The sequence below is a fragment of the Enterococcus sp. DIV1421a genome, from assembly GCF_051711025.1.
GTDB lineage: Bacteria > Bacillota > Bacilli > Lactobacillales > Enterococcaceae > Enterococcus_B > Enterococcus_B hirae.
In genome coordinates, this window is record NZ_JBIOLU010000001.1 from 2,007,661 (window position 1) to 2,028,220 (window position 20,560).

The window sequence follows — 20,560 nt, forward strand, 5'->3', positions numbered from 1 at the left end:
GGAAGAGAGATAAAAGAAGGATATGTATGATTGCATGGGGAACAAGGCGTACCGATTGATGTTGCCTTGGCGCTCACCTTGAGGAAATTGGGACATGCATGAAAAAAAATCTAAAAAAAATAAGTCTGATTTTGACGTTGTGGATCAAAATCAGGCTTATTTTCTTTTTAAGAGAGGGCGGTTGTCCCAAACTCTTTAAATGATAAGTTTAAGATTGTAATAGCTCTTTCACAATCGCATTCACTTGGTTCCCATCTGCTTTTCCTTTGACTTTCGGCATGATCGCACCCATGACTTTGCCAAATTCTTTGACAGAAGAAGCTCCAGTTTGTGTAATCGCTTCTTGAACAAGTTGACGAATATCATCCTCAGAAAGTTGTTCTGGCATGTATTTTTCAACAATTACTATTTCACTTTTCACTTTTTCAGCTAAATCGTCACGTCCAGCTTCTTCGAACTCATGTAAAGAATCACGCCGTTGTTTCATTTCACGAGACAACACTGTTAATTCTTCATCTTCAGTCAAGTCGTGACCTTCTTTGATTTGCTCGTTTTGAATGGATGACTTAATCATACGTATGACTTGTAAAGATTCTTTATCTTTTGCTTTCATCGCTGTTTTCATGTCATCGTTCAATCTACTTAGTAGTGACACACTACCAACTCCAATTCATAAAGGAACTAGTTTTTTTGCGTTTTTTTGCGTTTTTTCGCTGCTTTTCTAGCTGCTTCAGATTTTTTCTTACGTTTTACGCTTGGTTTTTCGTAGAATTCACGTTTACGAGATTCTTGTAAAGTACCCGCTTTTGACACGGAACGTTTGAAGCGACGAAGAGCATCGTCAATTGATTCGTTTTTACGAATGACTGTTTTTGACATGTTAATTCCCTCCCTCCGAGCTTAAAAAGTAACCGTAATTGTTATTGAAATTATAATCCAAAAAACAAGACTGTTCTATAAAACATTATATCTAATGCTGATTTGACCGTCAAGGGAATCTTTGGATTTTTTAAAATAATGATATGTTATTTTATTATAAAACAACTACTGACAGTTTTCACATCGACCGAAAATTTCAAACCGATGCCCTTCGATCGTACAACCTGATAATTGATTTTCAAAATAGTCCATTGGACACATATGGATTTCTTTTGTCATCCCACAAACGGTACAAATAAAATGATGATGGTGACCGATCTCTCCCTGGCAACAATGAAAACGAAACTTCATTTCGCCATTCAAATCGGTTTCTTCTAATAAGTCTAACTCAGAGAAATCATGGAGATTACGATAAATCGTATCATAACTCACTCCTTTAAATTCCTCATTCATAAAATCAAATACTTCTTTTGCTGACACATAACGATTTCTTTTGACCAAATAAGTCAATAATGCTTCTCGCTTTTTCGTGTATTTAAATCCGTTATTTTTCAAAATTTCTAACGATTGTTCGATTAATGTTTGGTTTTTCAAGTCTTTCCCTCCAAATCAAAATGATTACGAAGTACATATTCCACAGTATGGTATACTAAAGATAAAAAAAATGCAAGTGAGGTTTTTTATTTATGGCTTTTGATTCTACTGAGATCGTTACTTTTTTTGTCATTTCTGATTCAGCTGGTGAAACAGCAACAAAACTCGCACAGGCAACCATGGCACAATATCCTACAGTTGAATTTAATTTATTTCGTCGAACGTTTGTCACTGACCAAGACACCCTCGAACAAGCCTTACAAGATGCGTTAGCAGAAAAAGCGTTAGTTCTTCATACCTTGATCAACCAAGAGCTGATTGATTATACCCGAAGTTTTTGCGAAGAAAACAACTTATTTAGTTTTGACGTGATGACCCCACCGATCGAAGAAATCCAACGATTAACAGGAATTCAACCCACTCGTCAACCTGGAGCCCTACATTTATTGAATGAAAATTATTTTAAACGAATCAAGGCAATGGAATTTGCTGTAAAATACGATGATGGGAAAGATCCAAGAGGTTTCTTAGAAGCAGACGTGGTGTTGCTAGGAGTTTCCAGAACGTCAAAGACACCGTTAAGTCTTTTTTTAGCGAATAAAAACTTAAAAGTGGCGAATCTCCCACTCATTCCTCAAGCCCATATCCCAAAACAACTTTGGGAGATCGATCCTAAAAAAATTGTTGGTTTAACCAATAATCCCGATATTTTAAATAATATTCGAAAAGAACGGATGCGTTCCTATGGATTAAATCCTGATACGGCTTATTCTGATATCGAAAAAATACGAGCAGAATTAGATTTTGCTAATGATTTGTATGAAAAATTAGGTTGCGTTGTGATCAATGTTGCTTCTCTCTCAATTGAAGAAACGGCTTCGTTGATCCTAAATGCCTTAGATTTAGAGGACCACAGTTATTATGGCACGGATACTTCAGGAGAAAAATAAAGAACAAATAATTGTATCCAGTAAGCAGCTATAACAAACAACCAGAACCAAACGCATAACTAGTTGAAAAAAAAGCCAGCAGACACGTGTCTGCTGGCTTTTTTTTCAGTATAATCTATTTACATTCCCTTAGAAATGCCTCATTCTTATTTTACTGATGTTCCACATGTTTCAAGGTTTGTTCCAAGATATCCAACACGTGAAAATCATCTAAACTATACAATATTGCTTTGCCTTCACGATGCGATTTTACCACATGGTTTTCCCTTAATAAACGTAGTTGGTGGGAAACAGCGGATTGTTCCATTTCCACCGCTTGGCTGATGGCCGTCACATTTTGTTCTCCATCTTTTAAATACATCAATATTTTCAATCGGGTAGGATCACTTAAGACTTTAAATAATTGACTCACTTTTTCTATTTCGCTTTTTGGTGTGTCTGTCAACCGATTCACCTCCATAAAAAAAGACTGACTTCTAAAGTTTACCACTTTTTCCATCAGTCTCAATTATTTTATTCTTCTGTCATTGATTTGATGATTGCTTCATAGGTATCGATCTTTTCTTGTGCCTCTTGTGCGGAATTGCCTTTTACACCGATATAGAATTTGATTTTTGGCTCTGTTCCTGAAGGACGGATCGCTACCCAACCATGTTCTTCTAATACATATTTTAATACGTCAGATGGAGGTGTCGTTAATTTTTCCACTCGTCCAGCTGAATCTGTTTTCGTTAATTCTTTGAAATCTTCTGTTTGAAGAACTTTTGCTCCAGCAAATTCTGATGGGGCATGGTCACGGAATTTCTTCATCAAAGCAGCGATTTTGGCTGAACCTTCTTGACCACTCATCGTGACTGAGATTGTTTTTTCAGCAAAATAACCATATTTTTCAAAAATCATTTGTAAGCCGTCATAAAGTGTCTTCCCTTGTTTTTTATAAAAAGCAGCCACTTCGGCTAACAATAAGAGTGCTTGGATTGCATCTTTATCACGTACAAATGGTTTGACCAAGTAACCATAGCTTTCTTCAAAACCAAACATAAATGTATGAGAATGATCTTTTTCAAATTGATGGATTTTTTCTGCAATAAATTTAAAGCCTGTTAAGACATTGATCATCGTAGCGCCATAGCTTTCAGCGATGGCTGCAGGAAGTTCACTTGATACGATTGACTTAAGTACGGCTGCATTTTCAGGTAAAGTCCCTCGTGATTGATGTGCTTCTAAAATATATTGAATCATTAACGCACCGATTTGATTACCGGTCAAAACTTTATAAGAGCCATCAGGTTGGCGAACTGCTGCTCCTAAGCGATCCGCATCAGGATCAGTTGCAATCAATAGATCAGCGCCTTCTTTTTCACCTAAACGAATCGCATACTCAAATGCTGAATGTTCTTCAGGGTTTGGTGATTGAACCGTTGTAAAGTCAGGATCAGCTACAGCTTGTTCAGGTACAAGCATAAATTGTTCGAAACCAGCTTGTTGTAATGCTCTTTCTCCTAGCATTTTTCCTGTACCATGAAGGGGTGTAAACACCAATTTTAAGTCTTTCCCCATTGTTTGGACTAATTCTTGATCAATCGTGACTGCTTTGATTTCTTCCAAATATGCTTTATCGACTTCTTCACCAATGATCGTAATCAATCCACTAGTTTCTACTTCGTCATCAGCTAAAACAGCGACTTTTAAAGGATTACTTACTTCACGTACATATTTTGTCAATGCATCCGCATCAGCGGGTGGCATTTGTCCGCCATCTTCTCCATAAACTTTATAGCCATTGTAAGCTGCTGGGTTATGAGAAGCTGTCACCATGATTCCCGCAAACGTATTCAAATGACGAACAGCGAAAGAAAGCTCAGGTGTTGGACGTAGACTCTCAAAGACAAAAGAAGGAATATCGTGTTGTGCCAAAGTCTTCGCTGCTTCCATCGCAAATTCAGGCGATTGATGGCGTGAATCATAAGCAATCGCTACGCCGCGACGTTTTGTTTCTTCTCCTTGTGTATCCATAAAACGTGCCAGCCCTTCTGTTGCTTGTCTGACCGTATAAATATTCATTCGATTGATCCCAGGACCTAAAATTCCCCGCATTCCTGCTGTTCCAAATTCTAAAGGAGCATAAAAAGCATCTTCCAGCTTTTCAGGGTCCTGACTAAGATCAGTTAATTGTTTTTTTAAATTTTCTTCTAAATTTTCTTCATTGGCCCATTGTTGGTATACTTGTTCCCAAGACATGAAGCGAACACCTCTTTCTAAAATATCTACCTCTTTCAGTATAGCATTCTCTTTTTAGATAGAAAAGTCAGAAGGAAAAATAAGCGCAGATGGGTTCTTCTTTTCTTTCGCCAAGATCAAGATTATTCCTACTGTTCTTACAATATCAAACAAGATTTTTCTTGTTTTTGAAATTGCACTGAACCGTTACGATTATCTGGTTGAGTTTTTTTATTTTTTAGAATATCAAATAATTTTCTTTTTTTATTTGTTTGCTCTTCTTTCTTTTGCAAAGTTCCAAGATTATTCCAACTCTTCGGCTGATATGCTTGCCAAACTTCTGGTTCCTGTTCCCAAGGTGCTTTTACCCTCTGTCCTCCTTTCATAAAAATAACATTATCGCTCAATTCCTTCCAATTGCGATAAACGTAGCGAAGCTCAGTTGATGTTATCTTTTTTCCGTTGCAATTGTCTTTAGATAAAACCTCACTCATATTTAACCCATCTAAACAAAAATGGATCTTTAAATTTGGATTTAGTTTTGCACTATTCAAGCCAATTTTGCATCCTCTACGTATATGCCTTATGGAGAGGAAAGTGCGCATAACAGAAAAAATAAGTTCGATTTTGACAATAAACATCAAAATCGAACTTATTTTCTTTTTGAGAAAGAACTATTGTCCCACTCTCTCTTTAGTAGTATAAAAATGAATAGTATTCAAGAAGCTCTTCATCTCTTTTGATTACTTTACGCTTGTGTTGTTTCTTCTAATGATTCTAAATATTTATAGACTTGTTGACCAGCAATGCCGCCATCGCCGACTGCTGTCGTGATTTGTCGTAAATCTTTTTCACGAACATCCCCAATAGCGAACACACCAGGCATAGTCGTACGCATGTCTTGATCTGTTGGAATCCAGCCAGCTGCATTAGTTAAACCAGCTTTTTTAAATGGTTCAGTCAATGGATCTAATCCCACATAAATAAACACGCCATCTGCTGCTAAATCAACGGTTTCATTCGTTTTCACATTATGCGCTTTAACCCCAGTGACCACCATGTCATTACCAACGATTTCATCTGTGACAGTGTCCCAGACAAATGAAATCTTTTCGTTAGCGAATGCGCGATCTTGGATGATTTTTTGCGCACGTAATTCGTCTCTTCGATGAACGATCACGACTTCAGAAGCAAATTGTGTTAGGTAGATGGCTTCTTCTACCGCAGAATCGCCCCCGCCGATCACGACTAAGCGTTTGTTTCGGAAAAAAGCACCATCACATACGGCACAATAGGAAACACCTCGTCCAGCGTATTCTTCTTCTCCAGGAACACCTAACTTACGATGGATACAACCCGTTGCGATAATCACTGTTTTGGCTTCATAAGATTGATCTTCACAAATCACTTCTTTGTAATTTCCATGGTCTTTGATGTCTTGCACAATTCCATAGACATTTTCTGTTCCAAATTTAGTGACACCTTCATACATTTTATAAGCAAGATCAGGTCCCATGATGGAATCAAATCCAGGATAATTTTCAACTTCAGCGGTGTTATTCATTTGTCCACCCGGTGCGCCTTGTTCAATCATAGCAACTGAAAGATTTGAACGTGACGCATATAACGCAGCAGTCATTCCAGCAGGTCCAGCACCAATCACGATAACATCATACATATGTACATTCCTCCATTATAAAAATCAAGTAAGCTTACTTTACAGCCTATAGAAAAAAAAGTCTATTGTTCTGCTTACTCTTTCCTCGAATAGATTTATTATACTCGAAAAATTAGTTTAAAAACAATAGACTTTTATTTGATTCACTATTCGTTACTTAAATCTTCTCCATTTGTTGCAATGACTTTTTTATACCAGTTGAACGATTTTTTCTTCGAGCGTTCCAATGTCCCATTTCCTTCGTTGTCACGGTCAACGTAGATGAACCCATAGCGTTTCTTCATTTCGCCAGTCCCAGCAGAGACAAGATCGATACAGCCCCAAGTCGTGTAGCCCAGGAGATCCACACCATCGAGCTCAACCGCATCTTTCATTGCTTGGATATGTTGTGCTAAATAATCGATCCGATAGTCGTCTTCTACATAGCCATTTTCATCTGGTGTATCAATCGCACCTAATCCATTTTCGACGATGAACAATGGCTTTTGGTAACGATCATAAAGATCATTCATCGTGATACGTAACCCCAATGGATCAATTTGCCAGCCCCATTCACTGGCTGAAAGATAAGGATTTTTAGCCGATTCAAAAATATTACCGGCCGTTTGCTCTAATACTTTTGGATCAGTAGTAGCTACCCGGGAAGAGTAATAGGAGAATGAAATAAAATCAACGGTATGTTCTTTTAATATTTCTAAGTCAGTTGGTTCCATCTCAATTTTGATTCCATTACGTGCCATTTCTTTTAAGGCATAGGCGGGATAACTTCCCCTTGACTGGACATCAATAAAGAAATAGTTTTCCCGGTCCGCCTTTCTTGACGCCCAGACATCTTCAGGTTTACAAGTGTAAGGATAATTTGCGCCAGCTGCTAACATACAGCCAACTTTATTTTCTGGATCCACTTCATGAGCGATCTTTGTAGCGATTGCACTAGCAACTAATTCATGATGGGCTGCCTGGTATTTGATTTGTTCCACATCGTCCCCTTCTTCAAAATACAATCCAGCGCCCATAAATGGAGCATGTAAAATCATATTGATTTCGTTGAAGGTCAACCAGTATTTCACTAGTCCTTTGTAACGATTAAAAATGACATGGCAAAGTCTTTCATAAAACTCTAACAACTTTCGAGAACGCCAAGCACCATATTCTTTGACCAAATGCATCGGACAATCAAAATGAGTGATTGTCACTAACGGTTCGATTCCATATTTTTGACATTCTTTAAAGACATCTTCATAGAACTTCAACCCTTCTTCATTTGGTTCCTTTTCATCACCTTTTGGAAAAATACGACTCCACCCAATGGATAAGCGATAGGTTTTAAATCCCATTTCCGCAAAAAGTGCAATATCCTCTTTGTAACGATGGTACATATCAATGGCTGTTTTTGCTGGATAAAAATGTTCCTCATCAAAGTCAAACATTTTTTGTTTCCCAGTGATCACTGAAAAACGATCTTTACCAATCGGAACAACATCAACATTAGCTAAACCACGTCCACCTTCAGCGTAGCCTCCTTCACATTGATTGGCAGCCGTTGCGCCACCCCATAAAAAGTCTTTCCTAAATGCCATCCTACTTCCTCCATTATTGTTTTTGATAAGTTTTTGTCAGGTTGTTTGCTATTTTATCTTGTACTTCGATCCCCTCTTCTTTTAAGCGGTGGATCGTTTCCTTAAATTGTGGCAAATACGCTTCGTGAGCAACAAACAATTCATCCATGATCCGTTTCGCTGTTTCACCCGACCGTACTAAGGGATTAATCGTAAATGCTTGAAGCGCTGTGCCATAATTACCCGTCACTGCCGCTTCGATCGTCAATAATTCCATATTTTTCATGACTTGAAGCCAGCCACGTTCAGCTGGTGGCAAAGAACCGAAAGCAACGTTGCGTGCCCCTTGTGCCCCGACATACGCTGTGACTTCCACGACACAATCAGCAGGCAGATCAGGAACAGCGCCGTCATTTTTTGTTGAAACAACGATTTGGGTTTCTTTATTGGCATAGATCGAAGCGATCGTTTCACAGGCAGCATCTGAATAATAAGCACCCCCACGTTGTTGTAACTGTTCTGGTTTATGGTCTAGTTCTGGGTCCTGATACAACTCAAATAATTCTGCTTCCGTTTTTTTAACTTGTTCTGCTCTTGTACCAATTGTTTGATATTCTTCTAAAGCATGGTTCAACATTTCTTCTTCACGATAATAATAGCGATGGTAGCCACAAGGAATCATTTGCATTTGTTGTAATTGTTCCTTGAAAAACGGCACATCGAATATATTTTTTGGTAAGCCATTATTTTCAGCATAAAGTCGGTCGATTAGCTCATTCGTTCGATCGTTTCCATGTGAATCTGCTACTTTATGCCAATGAAAGTGATTGAGTCCAGCAAATTTATAAATCAAGTCTTCTTTGGTTTCTCCCAGCATTTCTGGCTCTGTCATCATTGCCATAACTGGTACATTACAAAGCCCAATTACCTTTTCCCATTTTCCGTAGCGAACGACAGCTTCTGTAACCATTCCACTAGGATTGGCAAAATTGATCAGCCAAGCATCGGGACATAGTCTTTTCATATCTTCTACGATTGAAAGAATGACCGGAATGGTACGAAACGCTTTGAACATCCCGCCAGCTCCATTGGTTTCTTGTCCAAGCATGCCATAATATGCAGGGATTCGTTCATCTTTCACTCTGGCATCTAATTGACCTACCCGAAACTGAGTTGTTACAAAATCAGCATCTCGCAGTGCTTCTTCTCGATCCAACGTCGCATAGATCTTAACATCATAAGGCGAAGCATCCCACATTCGTTGAGACATTTCACTGACGATTCTTAATTTTTCTTGACCCTCTGCTACATCCACTAACCAGATTTCTTTAATCGGTAATTCTTCATATCGTTTAATAAACCCTTCCATCAATTCAGGGGTATAGCTACTTCCGCCACCAATTGTTGCAATCTTCACTTTTCGTTCCATGAGCTTCCTCCTTTTTTGTTTTTACAACTATATTATGTTTTTTGTAAACGAAAACAACAAGTTAACTTTATTCTTTTGCATTTCCATTTACAAAAATTCATTATATAGCCGATTATTTTGTGAAAATCTTGTATAAGAACAACGAACGATTGACGAATCAATAAATAGCGCTTACAATATTTTTACACAAAAAATTAAAAATATGTAAAAGAGGATCGTCATGCTATTAAAAGAAAAATTAAAAAAAATTGCTTTTTCTCCCGCAGAAACAGAAGTGATCCATTTTATTCAAAGCCATGAACATCAACTCAAAGAAGCAACAATTCAACAAATTGCGAAGGCATGTTATGTCCATCCTTCTACGTTGATTCGGATTGCCAAAAAGGCTGGGTTCAACGGTTGGGTCCACTTTAAGGAAGCTTTTTTAGCGGAAAACGAGTATTTGGAAGGAAATTTTCAAGAAGTTGATGCCAACCTCCCCTTTCTAGAAAACGATGGAATCATGTCTATTGCGAACAAAGTCGCTGCACTGGAACGAATGACGATTGAAGACACACTCTCATTGCTTCACCACGATGACTTACAACGAGCAAAACAGCTTTTATTGAAAGCAAAAAAAATCGTCCTTTTTTCTAGTAATTCGAATACTTTGATCTCGCAGGCTTTTATGTTGAAAATGAAGCGAATCAAACGAGACGTAACGATCGTGACGACTTCAGGCGAATCCTACTATGAAGCCTACAACTGTACGCCTGATACTTGTGCCATCTTAATTTCTTATACCGGCGAAAATAAAATGATGTTACGAACAGCCAAGATTTTGCAAGAAATCAATGTGCCGATTTTAACATTGACGAGTATTGGTGATTCCACTCTTTCTACTTTCAGCTCAGCAATCCTTCGTATCACTACCAGAGAACGATTGTATTCGAAAATCAGTAATTTTACGATCAATACTTCAATTTGTTACTTACTAGACGTACTATACAGCTGTATCTTTGCAGAGGAATATCAAAAAAACCTCAACCATTTAATCAAAATCGGACAAAAAGTAGACGATCGCCCAATCAGCTCCTCTATTATGGAAGAGCCTCCTGCAATTAAGGAATAAATTATCTCACACTTTTCAGCTTCTTATGCATTTTCTCTTTTCACCATCTAGCTTGTTAAGTTAGTCGTGTCCAAAAAGAAAAACCTAAAAAATTTACCATGACAACATGGATATTTTTTAGGTCTTATTTGCTTAAATTTCATGTTGTTTTTCGTAGTTGTTAGCAGTTGGACTAGGCTCAGTAGCGCCTATTAGTCCACGTTCTCTTGCCTGACTAAAACTTGCTCCCCCCCTCACTCTCTTTGTTTCTTTGTTTTGATTCAATTGATGAGAGTTGTTCCATTTTGGCAGCCACTACTTTTTTGAGCTCTTCTACGGATACTTTTGGATCATCAATCTTGTCGGCCATTAAGTCTACCAAAACTGCTTTTTGTTTTTCATTAAGTTCTGACAGACGATAAAATGTCTCCGCTAAGAAATGATCACTAAATAGTTATTTTATATCTGTTTTGTTTATTTCAAACGCTATTGTTCAAGGTACTCTACTTCTGATACTCAATAAAATTGTCTTTATTAAAAAAACAGAGAAAAAGAAGATGATTTCCTCTTTTTCTCTGTCTGATTACTTCTATTTGGAACAACTATTCACTTTGGAGTTTATACATATCAGCATACAGTCCTTCTTTTACTAGCAACTCCTGATGGGTTCCTTGTTCAACGATTTTTCCTTTATCCAAGACAAGAATGAGTTCCGCATCTTTGATCGTTGACAAGCGGTGCGCAATCGCAATAGTGGTTCTTCCTCGACGCATCTTTGCTAATCCTTCTTGAATCAACCCTTCTGTCTCGGTATCAATATTGGCAGTTGCTTCATCTAAAACCAAGATTTTAGGATCAGTAACAATGGTTCGTGCGAATGTGATCAATTGTCGTTGTCCACTAGAATAACTTGCGCCTCGCTCAATCACTTTTGAATGATACCCATTTGGTAATTCATTAATAAAGCGATCGGCTTGGACAAATTCTGCCGCTGCACGTATCTGTTCATCTGTGATCGCTGGATCCATCATACGTATATTTCCTGCAATATCCCCATAGAATAGAAAAGCATCTTGGAGAACTAACCCCATTTTTTTACGAAGTTCAGCAATCGGATATTCCCGAATATCACACCCGTCAATTAAAATCTGCCCTTCATAAAATTCATAAAAACGCATCAATACATTGATGATCGAACTTTTCCCACTGCCAGTATGACCGACTAATGCGACAGTTTCACCAGGATTGGCAACAAAAGAAATGTTGTTCAGTACTTTATTTTTTCCATCATAGGAAAAGCTGACATTACGAAATTCAATTTTCCCCTCAGTGATGGTTTTGTTTGCTCCTTCATGTTGCTGTGGTGCGTATTCTTCTGTGTCCATGATTTTTAAGATTCTGCTACCAGCGACGATCCCGTCAGTGAATATACTTAAGAAATCCATCATTTGAGACATCGGATTGAAGAACCCTTGGACATATGTGGTGAAAGCATAGATCAGCCCAACTTCCACTGGTGATTTTAAGGCATCTAAGCCAAAAAGTGTCAGTGCCCAAGCAATGGCTAATGCATATAAAAAGCTGATAATCGGGCTCAATAACAGCGAATTGGTTTTGATCATAGCGTATCGTGTATTGAGATAATCCGTATTGACCGCTTCAAATTCGTTTGCTAACCGTTTTTCCTGCCGGAATTGCTGGATGATCCGCATCCCTGAAATGGATTCATTTAATTTAGTATTCAACTGACTTAACTTTTCTCGCATATTACGATAAATCCGAGAACTAAATTTTTGATAATACCAGATCACGACTCCTAGAACAGGTAAAAAAAGCAACAGCCATAAAGCAATGCGTCCGTTGATTTGAAACATTGCAATAAAGGAGGAAACTACTGCGAAAATGCCTGTCAATACCATCAGAAAAACATACCAAAATTCAAAAAGCGTTTCGGTGTCATTCGTGACTCTTGAGACGGTCGAGCCGGCTGGTGTCTGGTCAAAATATCTCATTCCCAATGTATGCAATTTTTCAAATAATTTTATACGGATATATTGATAGGTTTTAAGCGAAGCATTGGAATACAAATACCATTGGAAAAACCAGATGATACTTTTGACGATGACCCCAAATAAATACAAGCCTGCAAAAAATAAAATCACTTGTGTCGTAGCAGATTGTTTGGCTAAATATTCATCCATAAAGGTTTGAATGATTCGAGGTAATAGGACATTGATTACTGACAATCCCAAAGCAAACAGGATGGCAATGATGAAAGTCGCTTTAAAGGGTTTAGCAAAATGCAACAAGCGTTTAATGATTTGCTTTTGCTCTCGCAATGGAATGGATTTTGACCATTCGGATTGATAGTTATCTTCCATCATTTTCTCCCCTTTCAATTTTGGCTTCTAACTGTTGTTTTTCCCACATTTGTTTGTACCAACCACCTAAAGCCAATAGCTCGGCGTGACGGCCACGTTCAACGATCTGTCCTTTGTCAATGACGATGATTTCATCAGCATGCATCACACTGCTTAGTCGATGAGCGGCAATGATCGTGGTTTTACTTTGACGAATTTCTTTTAAATTCCGCAAAATTCTTTCTTCTGTTTTAGCATCCACTGCCGACAACGCATCGTCAAGGATCAATAACTCTGGATTTTGGATCAATGCTCTGGCAATCGAGATCCGCTGTTTTTGTCCACCAGATAAGGAAACACCCCGCTCACCAACTAATGTTTCATACCCCTTCGGTAATTCTTTGATCTCTTGGTTGATTGATGCTAACGACGCAGCAGCTTCCACTTCTTCGTTAGATAACTTAGGATCAGAAAAACGGATATTCTCACGAATCGTCATTGAAAACAAAAAATGATCTTGTGGTACATAGCCAATAGAATGTAAAAGAGCATCTAAGGAATATTCTTTGATCGAACGACCACCAAATTTGATTTGTCCTTGATAGTCATCATATTCACGCATCAGCAACTTCATGATCGTGGTTTTTCCAGCACCAGTTTTACCAACAATTCCTAATGTATCCCCTTCTTTAATTGCAAACTTGATTTGTTCCAAGGCGGGTAATTCTTCTTTGGGATAATGGAATTGCGCGATCTCTACATTTAATTCTCCTTTTGCGGGTGTCTTCACTGCACCAAGTTGTTCAACGATATGGGTCTTCTCATGTAAGAGTTCATTCACTCGGTCATAAGAAGCATTTCCTCTTTCCAGAACATTGAACAACCGACCAATAGCAAACATCGGCCAAACCAACATTCCAATGTAACTGATGAAGGAAACCATTTGTCCAATCGTGATCGTGCCATCTAGCACATATTTACCACCCAAGATGATCGTTAAAACATAAGATAACCCAATGATCAGCGTGATAAACGGATCAAACAAAGCATCTAAAAAGTTGACACGTTTATTCTTTGTGATTGCCTGTTCGATTTTTTCTTGAAAATCTGCCAGATCTTCCTGCTCTTGCCCAAAGGTTTTGATTACTTTAATCCCAGTAATACTTTCTTGCGTTTTGTCGTTGATACTGGAAAAAGCTTCTTGTGATTCTCGAAAAGCATCATGTAGTTTTGATCCTAATATCCTTGAAGTAACAGCTAATAGCGGCAAAGGGATCAGAGCAAGTAAAGTCAAGCGCCAGTCAATGAAAAGGATCATGGCAATGATTGTGGTTCCCCCAGTAATGACCGAATCAGCAAATGTCAAGATGCCTGCTCCTGCCACATTTTGAATCGCATTTAAATCATTGGTCGCATGTGCCATTAAATCACCTGTACGATATTTTTGATAAAACATACTATCCATACGAGTGAAATGGATAAACAAACGCTGACGTAATTCCTTCTCTAACCTCGCTGCACTTCCCCAAATATTCACCCGCCAAATGAAACGAAAGAGATACTGTAAAATGGCAGATCCGATTAATACAGCGATCCAAAAGACGATAAATCGCATGGAGAGATTCTTATCTGCAATCTCATCGATGATGATCCCGATTACTTTAGGCGGAACTAACTGAACCAAGGCAACACATAATAAAGAAAAAACGCCGATCACATAGTGCTTCTTTTCTTGTTTAAAAAACCAACCCAACTTCCTAAAAATAGACATATTTTTCCTCCTTTTTAACTCCCATCAACCTCTTTTTCTCTTAAAAATTTAGTCAGTGTCACTCATTTTTCTCACTAACTACACAACCTTGTTTTTAATCGCTTCCATAAATCCATCTAACAAAAAAAGCGAGCTGAAATCAATCAGCCCGCTATGATTTGTCCAATGAAAACCCTATTTTTTCCCTTGGTTTTTCATTTGTTGCATCATCTGACGAATTTTCTTTTCAGATGGTTTTTGCCCCATTGACATCATCATTGATCGTAACATGTCCTCATTAACGGGAGGATTTTTTTCTAAATAATCTTTCATATATTTACGCGCAAAAAAGAATCCACCGATTGCGCCGATTAATAAAGCAATAACTGCGATAAGTACGACTATTCCTGTTTTTACCATATAAATCTCTCCTTTCTATTTCCGAATTGCTCTCAATGACTTATTTTACTAAAGTTTTCCCAAAAAAGAAAGGCGTTTTCTTTAGTTTTGGCTAAAAAGTTTATTTTACTGCTTTCCTATAACTTCGCCAAACAGAAGCTTAACCATATATTTTTTTTAGGCAAACCGAATAAATTGCTTTCAATTTTTTTGATGCAGGTGTAGAATGGGGTCGTGAAGAAAATGAGAGGTGATTTTTTTGAGTAATCAATTCCATAAACAAAAATTGATTGAACACACCAACGGCTTATCTTTAGCTGAAGTGAACGGAACAGTCAAAGTTCCTAAAGGGAAAAGTTTTTTTAAAACATTATTAGCTTATTCAGGTCCTGGCGCACTCGTTGCGGTAGGTTATATGGACCCAGGAAACTGGTCGACTTCTATTACAGGAGGACAAAACTTTCAATATTTACTGATGTCAGTCATTCTTTTATCCAGCTTAGTCGCTATGCTCTTGCAATATATGGCAGCAAAACTAGGCATCGTTAGTCAAATGGATTTAGCCCAAGCCATCCGAGCCCGTACAAGTAAAACACTTGGTGTGATTTTGTGGGTGTTAACTGAATTGGCAATCATGGCAACCGATATTGCAGAAGTAATTGGGGCCGCCATTGCCCTTTATTTACTTTTTGATATTCCATTAGTAATTGCCGTATTTATTACTGTTTTTGATGTTTTTGTTTTATTGATGTTAACTAAGATTGGCTTTCGTAAAATTGAAGCGATCGTCGTTTGTTTGATCTTTGTCATTTTATTCGTTTTTGTCTACCAAGTGGCTTTGTCAAATCCCGACTGGAAACATTTATTTGCTGGCTTTGTTCCTAATAGCAAAACGTTTGCTGATTCACCGATGATTGGTGGTGAAACACCATTGACAGGTGCATTAGGAATCATTGGCGCAACTGTCATGCCTCATAATTTGTATCTCCATTCTGCAGTCTCACAAACGAGAGAAATCGATCGGAAAGACCCAACCGATATCGCTCGAGCTGTTCGTTTTACAACTTGGGATTCTAATATTCAATTAACTATGGCTTTTTTAGTCAATGCTTTACTTTTGATCATGGGCGTTGCAGTATTTAAAAATGGTTCTGTGCAAGACCCATCATTTTTTGGGCTTTACGAAGCATTGTCTAATCCTTCTGTTATGAGCAATGATGTATTGACCACTGTAGCAAAATCTGGCATTTTATCTACATTATTTGCTGTTGCCCTTTTAGCTTCTGGACAAAATTCTACGATTACTGGAACACTGACAGGACAAGTGATCATGGAAGGCTTTATCCACATGCGTATGCCGATTTGGTTACGTCGTTTGGTCACACGTCTCTTGTCTGTCATCCCTGTTTTACTCTGTGTCCTCTTTACCAGCACGAAAGGAACGATCGAAGAACATACTGCTTTGAATCATTTGATGAACGAATCTCAAGTATTCCTTGCATTTGCGCTTCCTTTTTCAATGATTCCATTATTGATGATGACAAATAGTGAAGTAGAGATGGGGAAACAATTTAAAAATAATCTATTCGTTAAATCTTTAGGCTGGATCTCCGTAATCAGTCTGACATTCTTGAATTTACGAGGGTTGCCTGGACAAATCGAAAGTTTCTTTGGTGATCAAGCAACTACCAATGAATTGATGTGGGCAGACAATGTGGCTTACTTGATTATCTTTGCTGTCTTAGCCTTATTGTGTTGGACGATCGTCGACTTGTATAAAGGGAACAAAAGATACGCAGAACGTTTGCAACAACTAACCGTTCAAGAAAATAACTAATAAAAAGATTAGATGATAAAAAAGTTGTTCCTTAAGTGTCCAACTTTAAAAAATAAGCCAAAGAATCCCGAAATGGTTACTCTGGGAAATTCTTCGGCTTATTTTAATTCGTATTACTACATTCAACAACTTTTATGTCCATTTGTTGAAATGTCTTCGTGAAGTAGATAAATCACGTTTTTTTCTACTAATATCAGTAGATTTTGCACAAATCCTACAATCAAAACTTTAAGGTTTCATTTGTTTATTCATTCACTGCTGCTAATAATTCTGGGAAAGCTTCTGGATCAAAGTGTTTTTCTTTTAACATAGCAATTTCTTTTCCATATGGTGCATAGGCCGTTTTTTTCTCTTTCCCTACATAAGGGGTTTCTAAGATTTTGGCAATATCTGAAAACATCGGTTCATGTACGATTTCTTTCAGTGCATCAAAACCGATCGTCCCGAAACCAATATTAGCATGACGATCCTTATGTGACCCTTGAGGATTCTTCGAGTCATTGATGTGTAACACTTTCAATCGATCCAAGCCGATTACTTTATCAAATTCTGTCATGACACCTGAAAAATCATGACACACGTCATAGCCTGCATCGTTCGTATGACAAGTATCAAATGTCACAGACAATTTTTCATTCAAAGTCACGCCATCAATGATCTGCGCTAATTCTTCAAATGTCCGACCGACTTCCGTCCCTTTACCAGCCATTGTCTCTAAAGCAATTTGTGCAGTCTGTTCTTTCGTCAAAACTTCATTCAATCCTTCAATGATTTTGGCGATACCAGCTTCGGCACCAGCACCGACATGGGCACCTGGATGCAAAGTGATCTGTGTTGCTCCTAAAGCCTCCGCTCGGACGATCTCTTCTCTTAAAAATTGAACCGCAAAAGGAAACATCTCCGGTTTAATCGTATTTCCCAAATTAATAATATAAGGTGCATGAACCACTATATCAGATAATCCATGTTCCTTCATATACGCTTTCCCCGCTTCGATATTCATGTCTTCAATTGCTTTACGTCTAGTATTTTGCGGTGCTCCAGTATAAATCATAAAGGTTGAAGCACCGTAACTTGCAGCTTCTTCTGCTGCCCCTAATAGCATTTTTTTCCCACTCATGCTTACGTGTGACCCTAATAACATAAAATTCTTCCTCTCCATAAAAAGTGAGTCAATGATCGAAATCCTTATCAAGCCATATTCCATTCATTGATAATCACTCTAAATAAGCTAATCTTTTTCTATTTTAACTGAACATATAGTGAAAGGAAAGTTTACGACTCGAAAACCGGTCTAGTGCTTTAAGTTCCTCGTTCACTCTATCATTCAGAAAAAGAAAGTTGAAATAATCCTTATAAAAATCACCATATCTGTTTTTTTGTTCCATTATTTGCTATAATTAGCGAAATAAAACTATTAGTTGAGGTGAACCCTTTTGCCACGTAAAGATACTCGGAAAAAGCAACATCGAAGGAAAAAGCAAAAATGGTTGGGATTAAACATCGCTTTTGGTGTCTTCCAATCACTGACTACTTTTATCGTCGTCCTTCTTCTGCTACTGGCAGCCCTTGGTGTTGGTATCGGAGCTGGTTATTTTGCCTATCTTGTTGAAGATACCGAAATACCATCCAAAGCAACCCTGCAATCAGAGCTTGGCAACATTACAGAAACATCTAAACTTGTTTATGCTGACAATTCTGAAATATCAAAGATCCAAACTGATTTAATGCGGACAGCCGTTCCTTCAGATCAAATTTCGCCTTTATTGAAAACTGCAATCATTAGTACTGAAGATGAGTATTTTGAGCGACATAACGGCTATGTACCAAAAGCTGTTTTGCGTGCTTTATTTTCTGAAGCAACTGGTATCGGTTCTTCCGGTGGTTCCACGTTGACTCAACAGTTAGTCAAACAACAAATCTTAACTGATGAAACAACATTCAAGCGAAAAGCAAATGAAATTTTATTAGCAGCACAAGTCGAGAAACACTTTTCCAAAAATGAAATTATTTCTATGTATCTAAATGTTTCTCCATTTGGTCGAAACAATAAAGGACAAAATATCGCTGGTGTACAAGAAGCAGCGAAAGGAATCTTTGGTGTCAATGCCAAGGATGTCAACTTGCCACAAGCTGCCTTTATCGCAGGCTTGCCACAAAGTCCGATCACTTATAGTCCTTATACAAATACTGGGAGTTTAAAAGAAGACCTTTCAGCAGGATTAAATCGAAAAGATGTGGTTCTATTCAGCATGTATCGTGAAAATAAAATCACAAAACAACAATATGAAGAAGCGAAAGCTTATGATCTCACGAAAGATTTCTTACCACAACAGATTGCTGAACAAAGTGATCGTGAGTTTCTATATTATACCGTTATGGGTGAAGCCACAGAGATCATCACTAAACAATTAGCTGAAAAAGATGATGCAGATTTATCTGATAGTTCAGTCTATGATGCCTACTATCAAAAAGCACAACAAACGATCCAAAACAAAGGTTATACGATCCATTCAACGATCGATAAAAATGTTTATGCGGCAATGCAAGAAGCAGCAAAAAGTTATGGTCATCTATTAGACGATGGCAAAGCCACACAAGTTGAGACAGGAAATGTCTTGATGGATAATAAAACTGGTCGTATCTATGGTTTTGTTGGTGGTAGAAATTATCTACAAAACCAAAATAATCATGCTTTTGACACCCAAAGACAAGCTGGGTCTTCGATTAAACCAGTACTCGTGTATGGTCCAGCCATCGATATGGGGCTCGTAGGATCAGAATCACGTGTTTCTGATTACGCAACTACCTGGCAAGAAGGAAGTAACGCAGGAGAAAAAATCGTCAATGCAACGAATGAAGGTTCTAATACCTTCCAAACGATTCGAGAATCTTTGGAATGGTCTAACAATATCCCTGCCTATCATTTATATCAGGATGTTTTAGAAAATGGAGGTTCTAAACAATATGCTTATGAAAATTACTTGGCAAAAATGAATTATCCAACCAACGATAATTGGGGCGTTGAGTCTGCACCTTTGGGAACCGTTGATGTAACGACTTTGGAACAAACCAATGGCTTCCAAGCTTTAGCTAATGGCGGGGTCTATCAAGAAGGTTATTTGATTGATTCAATTACTGATAACTCAGGAAAAGTCATCTACAAACATGAGGAAAAACCTGTAAGAGTGTATTCTGAAGCTACAGCATCAATTATGAATGATATGATGCGTAGTGTAATCACTGCGAAAATCACGACACCTTTTAAAGATGATATTACTGCTTTAAATCATGAACTGGGACAAGCGGATTGGATCGGCAAAACAGGTTCAACAAATGACTACCGTGATTCTTGGCTGATTGTTTCAACGCCATCTATTACGATCAGTAGTTGGGCAGGTCACGATGACAACACTGGAATGGACTCAAGAGCCCGATTACGTTCTTCTAGCTATTTAGCCAATCTCATTAATCAAGTATACCAAGCAAATCCAGCGATGTTCGGGACAAAGGATAAATTTGAATTATCTTCTGATGTCTCCAAGAAAAAAGTAGCATCCTTTACAGGACAACTTCCTGGTAAAGTTACTGTTGATAAGAAAACCATCGAAACACCAAGTCAGACAGTTGAATCGCTTTGGGCAAAAAATGGTCCAAAAAAATCAACATTCAAGTTTGGTGTCGGTGGAACGGATGAAAACTATAAAAATTATTGGGGTACTGCTTCAGCCTTTGCTCGAGCAAATCCAGCCAAAAAAGAAAATGATAAAGAAAATGAATAATTCAAAGTCTATCATCTTTAATATTGATGAAAA

Annotated in this window: 17 protein-coding genes; 4 read left to right on the top strand and 13 right to left on the bottom strand. The window is 37.9% G+C overall.

Annotated elements, in window-relative coordinates; all coding sequences use genetic code 11:
- Nucleotides 1-208: 208 nt before the first annotated feature.
- The 3 genes from IGK21_RS09070 to IGK21_RS09080 all read right to left on the bottom strand — a co-directional run bounded on the left by IGK21_RS09070 (nucleotide 209) and on the right by IGK21_RS09080 (nucleotide 1,473).
- Nucleotides 209-655, bottom strand: a complete 447-nt coding sequence (locus IGK21_RS09070) for a GatB/YqeY domain-containing protein (protein WP_010718529.1) — start codon at nucleotides 653-655, stop codon at nucleotides 209-211.
- A 26-nt stretch (nucleotides 656-681) separates the two neighbouring features.
- Entirely contained in the window at nucleotides 682-879 is a 198-nt protein-coding gene (gene rpsU, locus IGK21_RS09075; protein ID WP_010718530.1) for a 30S ribosomal protein S21, read from the bottom strand.
- A 165-nt stretch (nucleotides 880-1,044) separates the two neighbouring features.
- The gene (locus tag IGK21_RS09080) at nucleotides 1,045-1,473 is read right to left on the bottom strand and encodes a Fur family transcriptional regulator (RefSeq protein WP_010718531.1); all 429 of its coding nucleotides are present in this window, start codon (nucleotides 1,471-1,473) and stop codon (nucleotides 1,045-1,047) included.
- A 92-nt stretch (nucleotides 1,474-1,565) separates the two neighbouring features.
- On the opposite strand from IGK21_RS09080, the gene IGK21_RS09085 reads away from it, so the two are divergent.
- On the top strand, nucleotides 1,566-2,423 hold the full coding sequence (locus tag IGK21_RS09085; protein WP_010718532.1) for a pyruvate, water dikinase regulatory protein: 858 nt from the start codon (nucleotides 1,566-1,568) through the stop codon (nucleotides 2,421-2,423).
- A 151-nt stretch (nucleotides 2,424-2,574) separates the two neighbouring features.
- Here the strand turns inward: IGK21_RS09085 and IGK21_RS09090 are convergent, their stop codons facing one another.
- The 6 genes from IGK21_RS09090 to IGK21_RS09115 all read right to left on the bottom strand — a co-directional run bounded on the left by IGK21_RS09090 (nucleotide 2,575) and on the right by IGK21_RS09115 (nucleotide 9,309).
- Nucleotides 2,575-2,922: an ArsR/SmtB family transcription factor gene (locus IGK21_RS09090; protein ID WP_025480128.1), complete on the bottom strand. Its 348-nt coding sequence runs from the start codon at nucleotides 2,920-2,922 to the stop codon at nucleotides 2,575-2,577.
- A 14-nt stretch (nucleotides 2,923-2,936) separates the two neighbouring features.
- Nucleotides 2,937-4,664: a phospho-sugar mutase gene (locus IGK21_RS09095; protein WP_010737954.1), complete on the bottom strand. Its 1,728-nt coding sequence runs from the start codon at nucleotides 4,662-4,664 to the stop codon at nucleotides 2,937-2,939.
- 137 nt (nucleotides 4,665-4,801) lie between these two features.
- Nucleotides 4,802-5,197 carry a hypothetical protein gene (locus IGK21_RS09100; RefSeq protein WP_181915069.1) on the bottom strand — a complete coding sequence of 132 codons (396 nt, stop codon included), beginning with the start codon at nucleotides 5,195-5,197 and terminating at the stop codon, nucleotides 4,802-4,804.
- 194 nt (nucleotides 5,198-5,391) lie between these two features.
- Entirely contained in the window at nucleotides 5,392-6,321 is a 930-nt protein-coding gene (gene trxB, locus IGK21_RS09105) for a thioredoxin-disulfide reductase (protein ID WP_088775277.1), read from the bottom strand.
- A 146-nt stretch (nucleotides 6,322-6,467) separates the two neighbouring features.
- Nucleotides 6,468-7,901: a 6-phospho-beta-glucosidase gene (locus tag IGK21_RS09110; RefSeq protein ID WP_181915070.1), complete on the bottom strand. Its 1,434-nt coding sequence runs from the start codon at nucleotides 7,899-7,901 to the stop codon at nucleotides 6,468-6,470.
- Nucleotides 7,902-7,914: 13 nt separating this feature from the next.
- The gene (locus IGK21_RS09115; RefSeq protein ID WP_034700942.1) at nucleotides 7,915-9,309 is read right to left on the bottom strand and encodes a 6-phospho-beta-glucosidase; all 1,395 of its coding nucleotides are present in this window, start codon (nucleotides 9,307-9,309) and stop codon (nucleotides 7,915-7,917) included.
- Nucleotides 9,310-9,529: 220 nt separating this feature from the next.
- On the opposite strand from IGK21_RS09115, the gene IGK21_RS09120 reads away from it, so the two are divergent.
- Nucleotides 9,530-10,420: a MurR/RpiR family transcriptional regulator gene (locus tag IGK21_RS09120; RefSeq protein WP_010737959.1), complete on the top strand. Its 891-nt coding sequence runs from the start codon at nucleotides 9,530-9,532 to the stop codon at nucleotides 10,418-10,420.
- A gap of 581 nt (nucleotides 10,421-11,001) precedes the next feature.
- Here the strand turns inward: IGK21_RS09120 and IGK21_RS09125 are convergent.
- The 3 genes from IGK21_RS09125 to IGK21_RS09135 all read right to left on the bottom strand — a co-directional run bounded on the left by IGK21_RS09125 (nucleotide 11,002) and on the right by IGK21_RS09135 (nucleotide 14,929).
- Entirely contained in the window at nucleotides 11,002-12,780 is a 1,779-nt protein-coding gene (locus IGK21_RS09125; RefSeq protein ID WP_034700946.1) for an ABC transporter ATP-binding protein, read from the bottom strand.
- A complete protein-coding gene (locus IGK21_RS09130) occupies nucleotides 12,770-14,530 on the bottom strand; it encodes an ABC transporter ATP-binding protein (protein ID WP_034700948.1) in 1,761 nt (586 codons plus the stop codon). The genes IGK21_RS09125 and IGK21_RS09130 overlap by 11 nt, the downstream gene beginning before the upstream one ends.
- 174 nt (nucleotides 14,531-14,704) lie before the next feature.
- Nucleotides 14,705-14,929, bottom strand: coding sequence for a YneF family protein (locus tag IGK21_RS09135; protein WP_010718542.1), 225 nt, complete (start codon nucleotides 14,927-14,929; stop codon nucleotides 14,705-14,707).
- Nucleotides 14,930-15,167: 238 nt separating this feature from the next.
- Between IGK21_RS09135 and IGK21_RS09140 the strand changes: the two genes are divergently transcribed.
- On the top strand, nucleotides 15,168-16,745 hold the full coding sequence (locus IGK21_RS09140) for an Nramp family divalent metal transporter (protein WP_010718543.1): 1,578 nt from the start codon (nucleotides 15,168-15,170) through the stop codon (nucleotides 16,743-16,745).
- Nucleotides 16,746-16,989: 244 nt separating this feature from the next.
- Here the strand turns inward: IGK21_RS09140 and IGK21_RS09145 are convergent, their stop codons facing one another.
- Nucleotides 16,990-17,889 (bottom strand): deoxyribonuclease IV, encoded by a 900-nt coding sequence (locus tag IGK21_RS09145; RefSeq protein ID WP_010737962.1) that lies wholly within the window; start codon nucleotides 17,887-17,889, stop codon nucleotides 16,990-16,992.
- A gap of 292 nt (nucleotides 17,890-18,181) precedes the next feature.
- Between IGK21_RS09145 and IGK21_RS09150 the strand changes: the two genes are divergently transcribed.
- Complete coding sequence (locus IGK21_RS09150) at nucleotides 18,182-20,527, top strand: transglycosylase domain-containing protein (RefSeq protein ID WP_034700950.1); 2,346 nt, start codon at nucleotides 18,182-18,184, stop codon at nucleotides 20,525-20,527.
- The last annotated feature ends 33 nt before the right edge of the window (nucleotides 20,528-20,560 follow it).

What these genes read in the sequence shown, in the direction of transcription:
- IGK21_RS09135 (WP_010718542.1), bottom strand. Translation starts at nt 14,929, where the DNA reads ATGGTAAAAACAGGAATAGTCGTACTTATCGCAGTTATTGCTTTATTA.
- IGK21_RS09130 (WP_034700948.1), bottom strand. Translation starts at nt 14,530, where the DNA reads ATGTCTATTTTTAGGAAGTTGGGTTGGTTTTTTAAACAAGAAAAGAAG.
- trxB (WP_088775277.1), bottom strand. Translation starts at nt 6,321, where the DNA reads ATGTATGATGTTATCGTGATTGGTGCTGGACCTGCTGGAATGACTGCT.
- IGK21_RS09095 (WP_010737954.1), bottom strand. Translation starts at nt 4,664, where the DNA reads ATGTCTTGGGAACAAGTATACCAACAATGGGCCAATGAAGAAAATTTA.
- rpsU (WP_010718530.1), bottom strand. Translation starts at nt 879, where the DNA reads ATGTCAAAAACAGTCATTCGTAAAAACGAATCAATTGACGATGCTCTT.
- IGK21_RS09120 (WP_010737959.1), top strand. Translation starts at nt 9,530, where the DNA reads ATGCTATTAAAAGAAAAATTAAAAAAAATTGCTTTTTCTCCCGCAGAA.
- IGK21_RS09125 (WP_034700946.1), bottom strand. Translation starts at nt 12,780, where the DNA reads ATGGAAGATAACTATCAATCCGAATGGTCAAAATCCATTCCATTGCGA.
- IGK21_RS09110 (WP_181915070.1), bottom strand. Translation starts at nt 7,901, where the DNA reads ATGGCATTTAGGAAAGACTTTTTATGGGGTGGCGCAACGGCTGCCAAT.
- IGK21_RS09145 (WP_010737962.1), bottom strand. Translation starts at nt 17,889, where the DNA reads ATGTTATTAGGGTCACACGTAAGCATGAGTGGGAAAAAAATGCTATTA.
- IGK21_RS09090 (WP_025480128.1), bottom strand. Translation starts at nt 2,922, where the DNA reads ATGGAAAAAGTGGTAAACTTTAGAAGTCAGTCTTTTTTTATGGAGGTG.
- IGK21_RS09115 (WP_034700942.1), bottom strand. Translation starts at nt 9,309, where the DNA reads ATGGAACGAAAAGTGAAGATTGCAACAATTGGTGGCGGAAGTAGCTAT.
- IGK21_RS09085 (WP_010718532.1), top strand. Translation starts at nt 1,566, where the DNA reads ATGGCTTTTGATTCTACTGAGATCGTTACTTTTTTTGTCATTTCTGAT.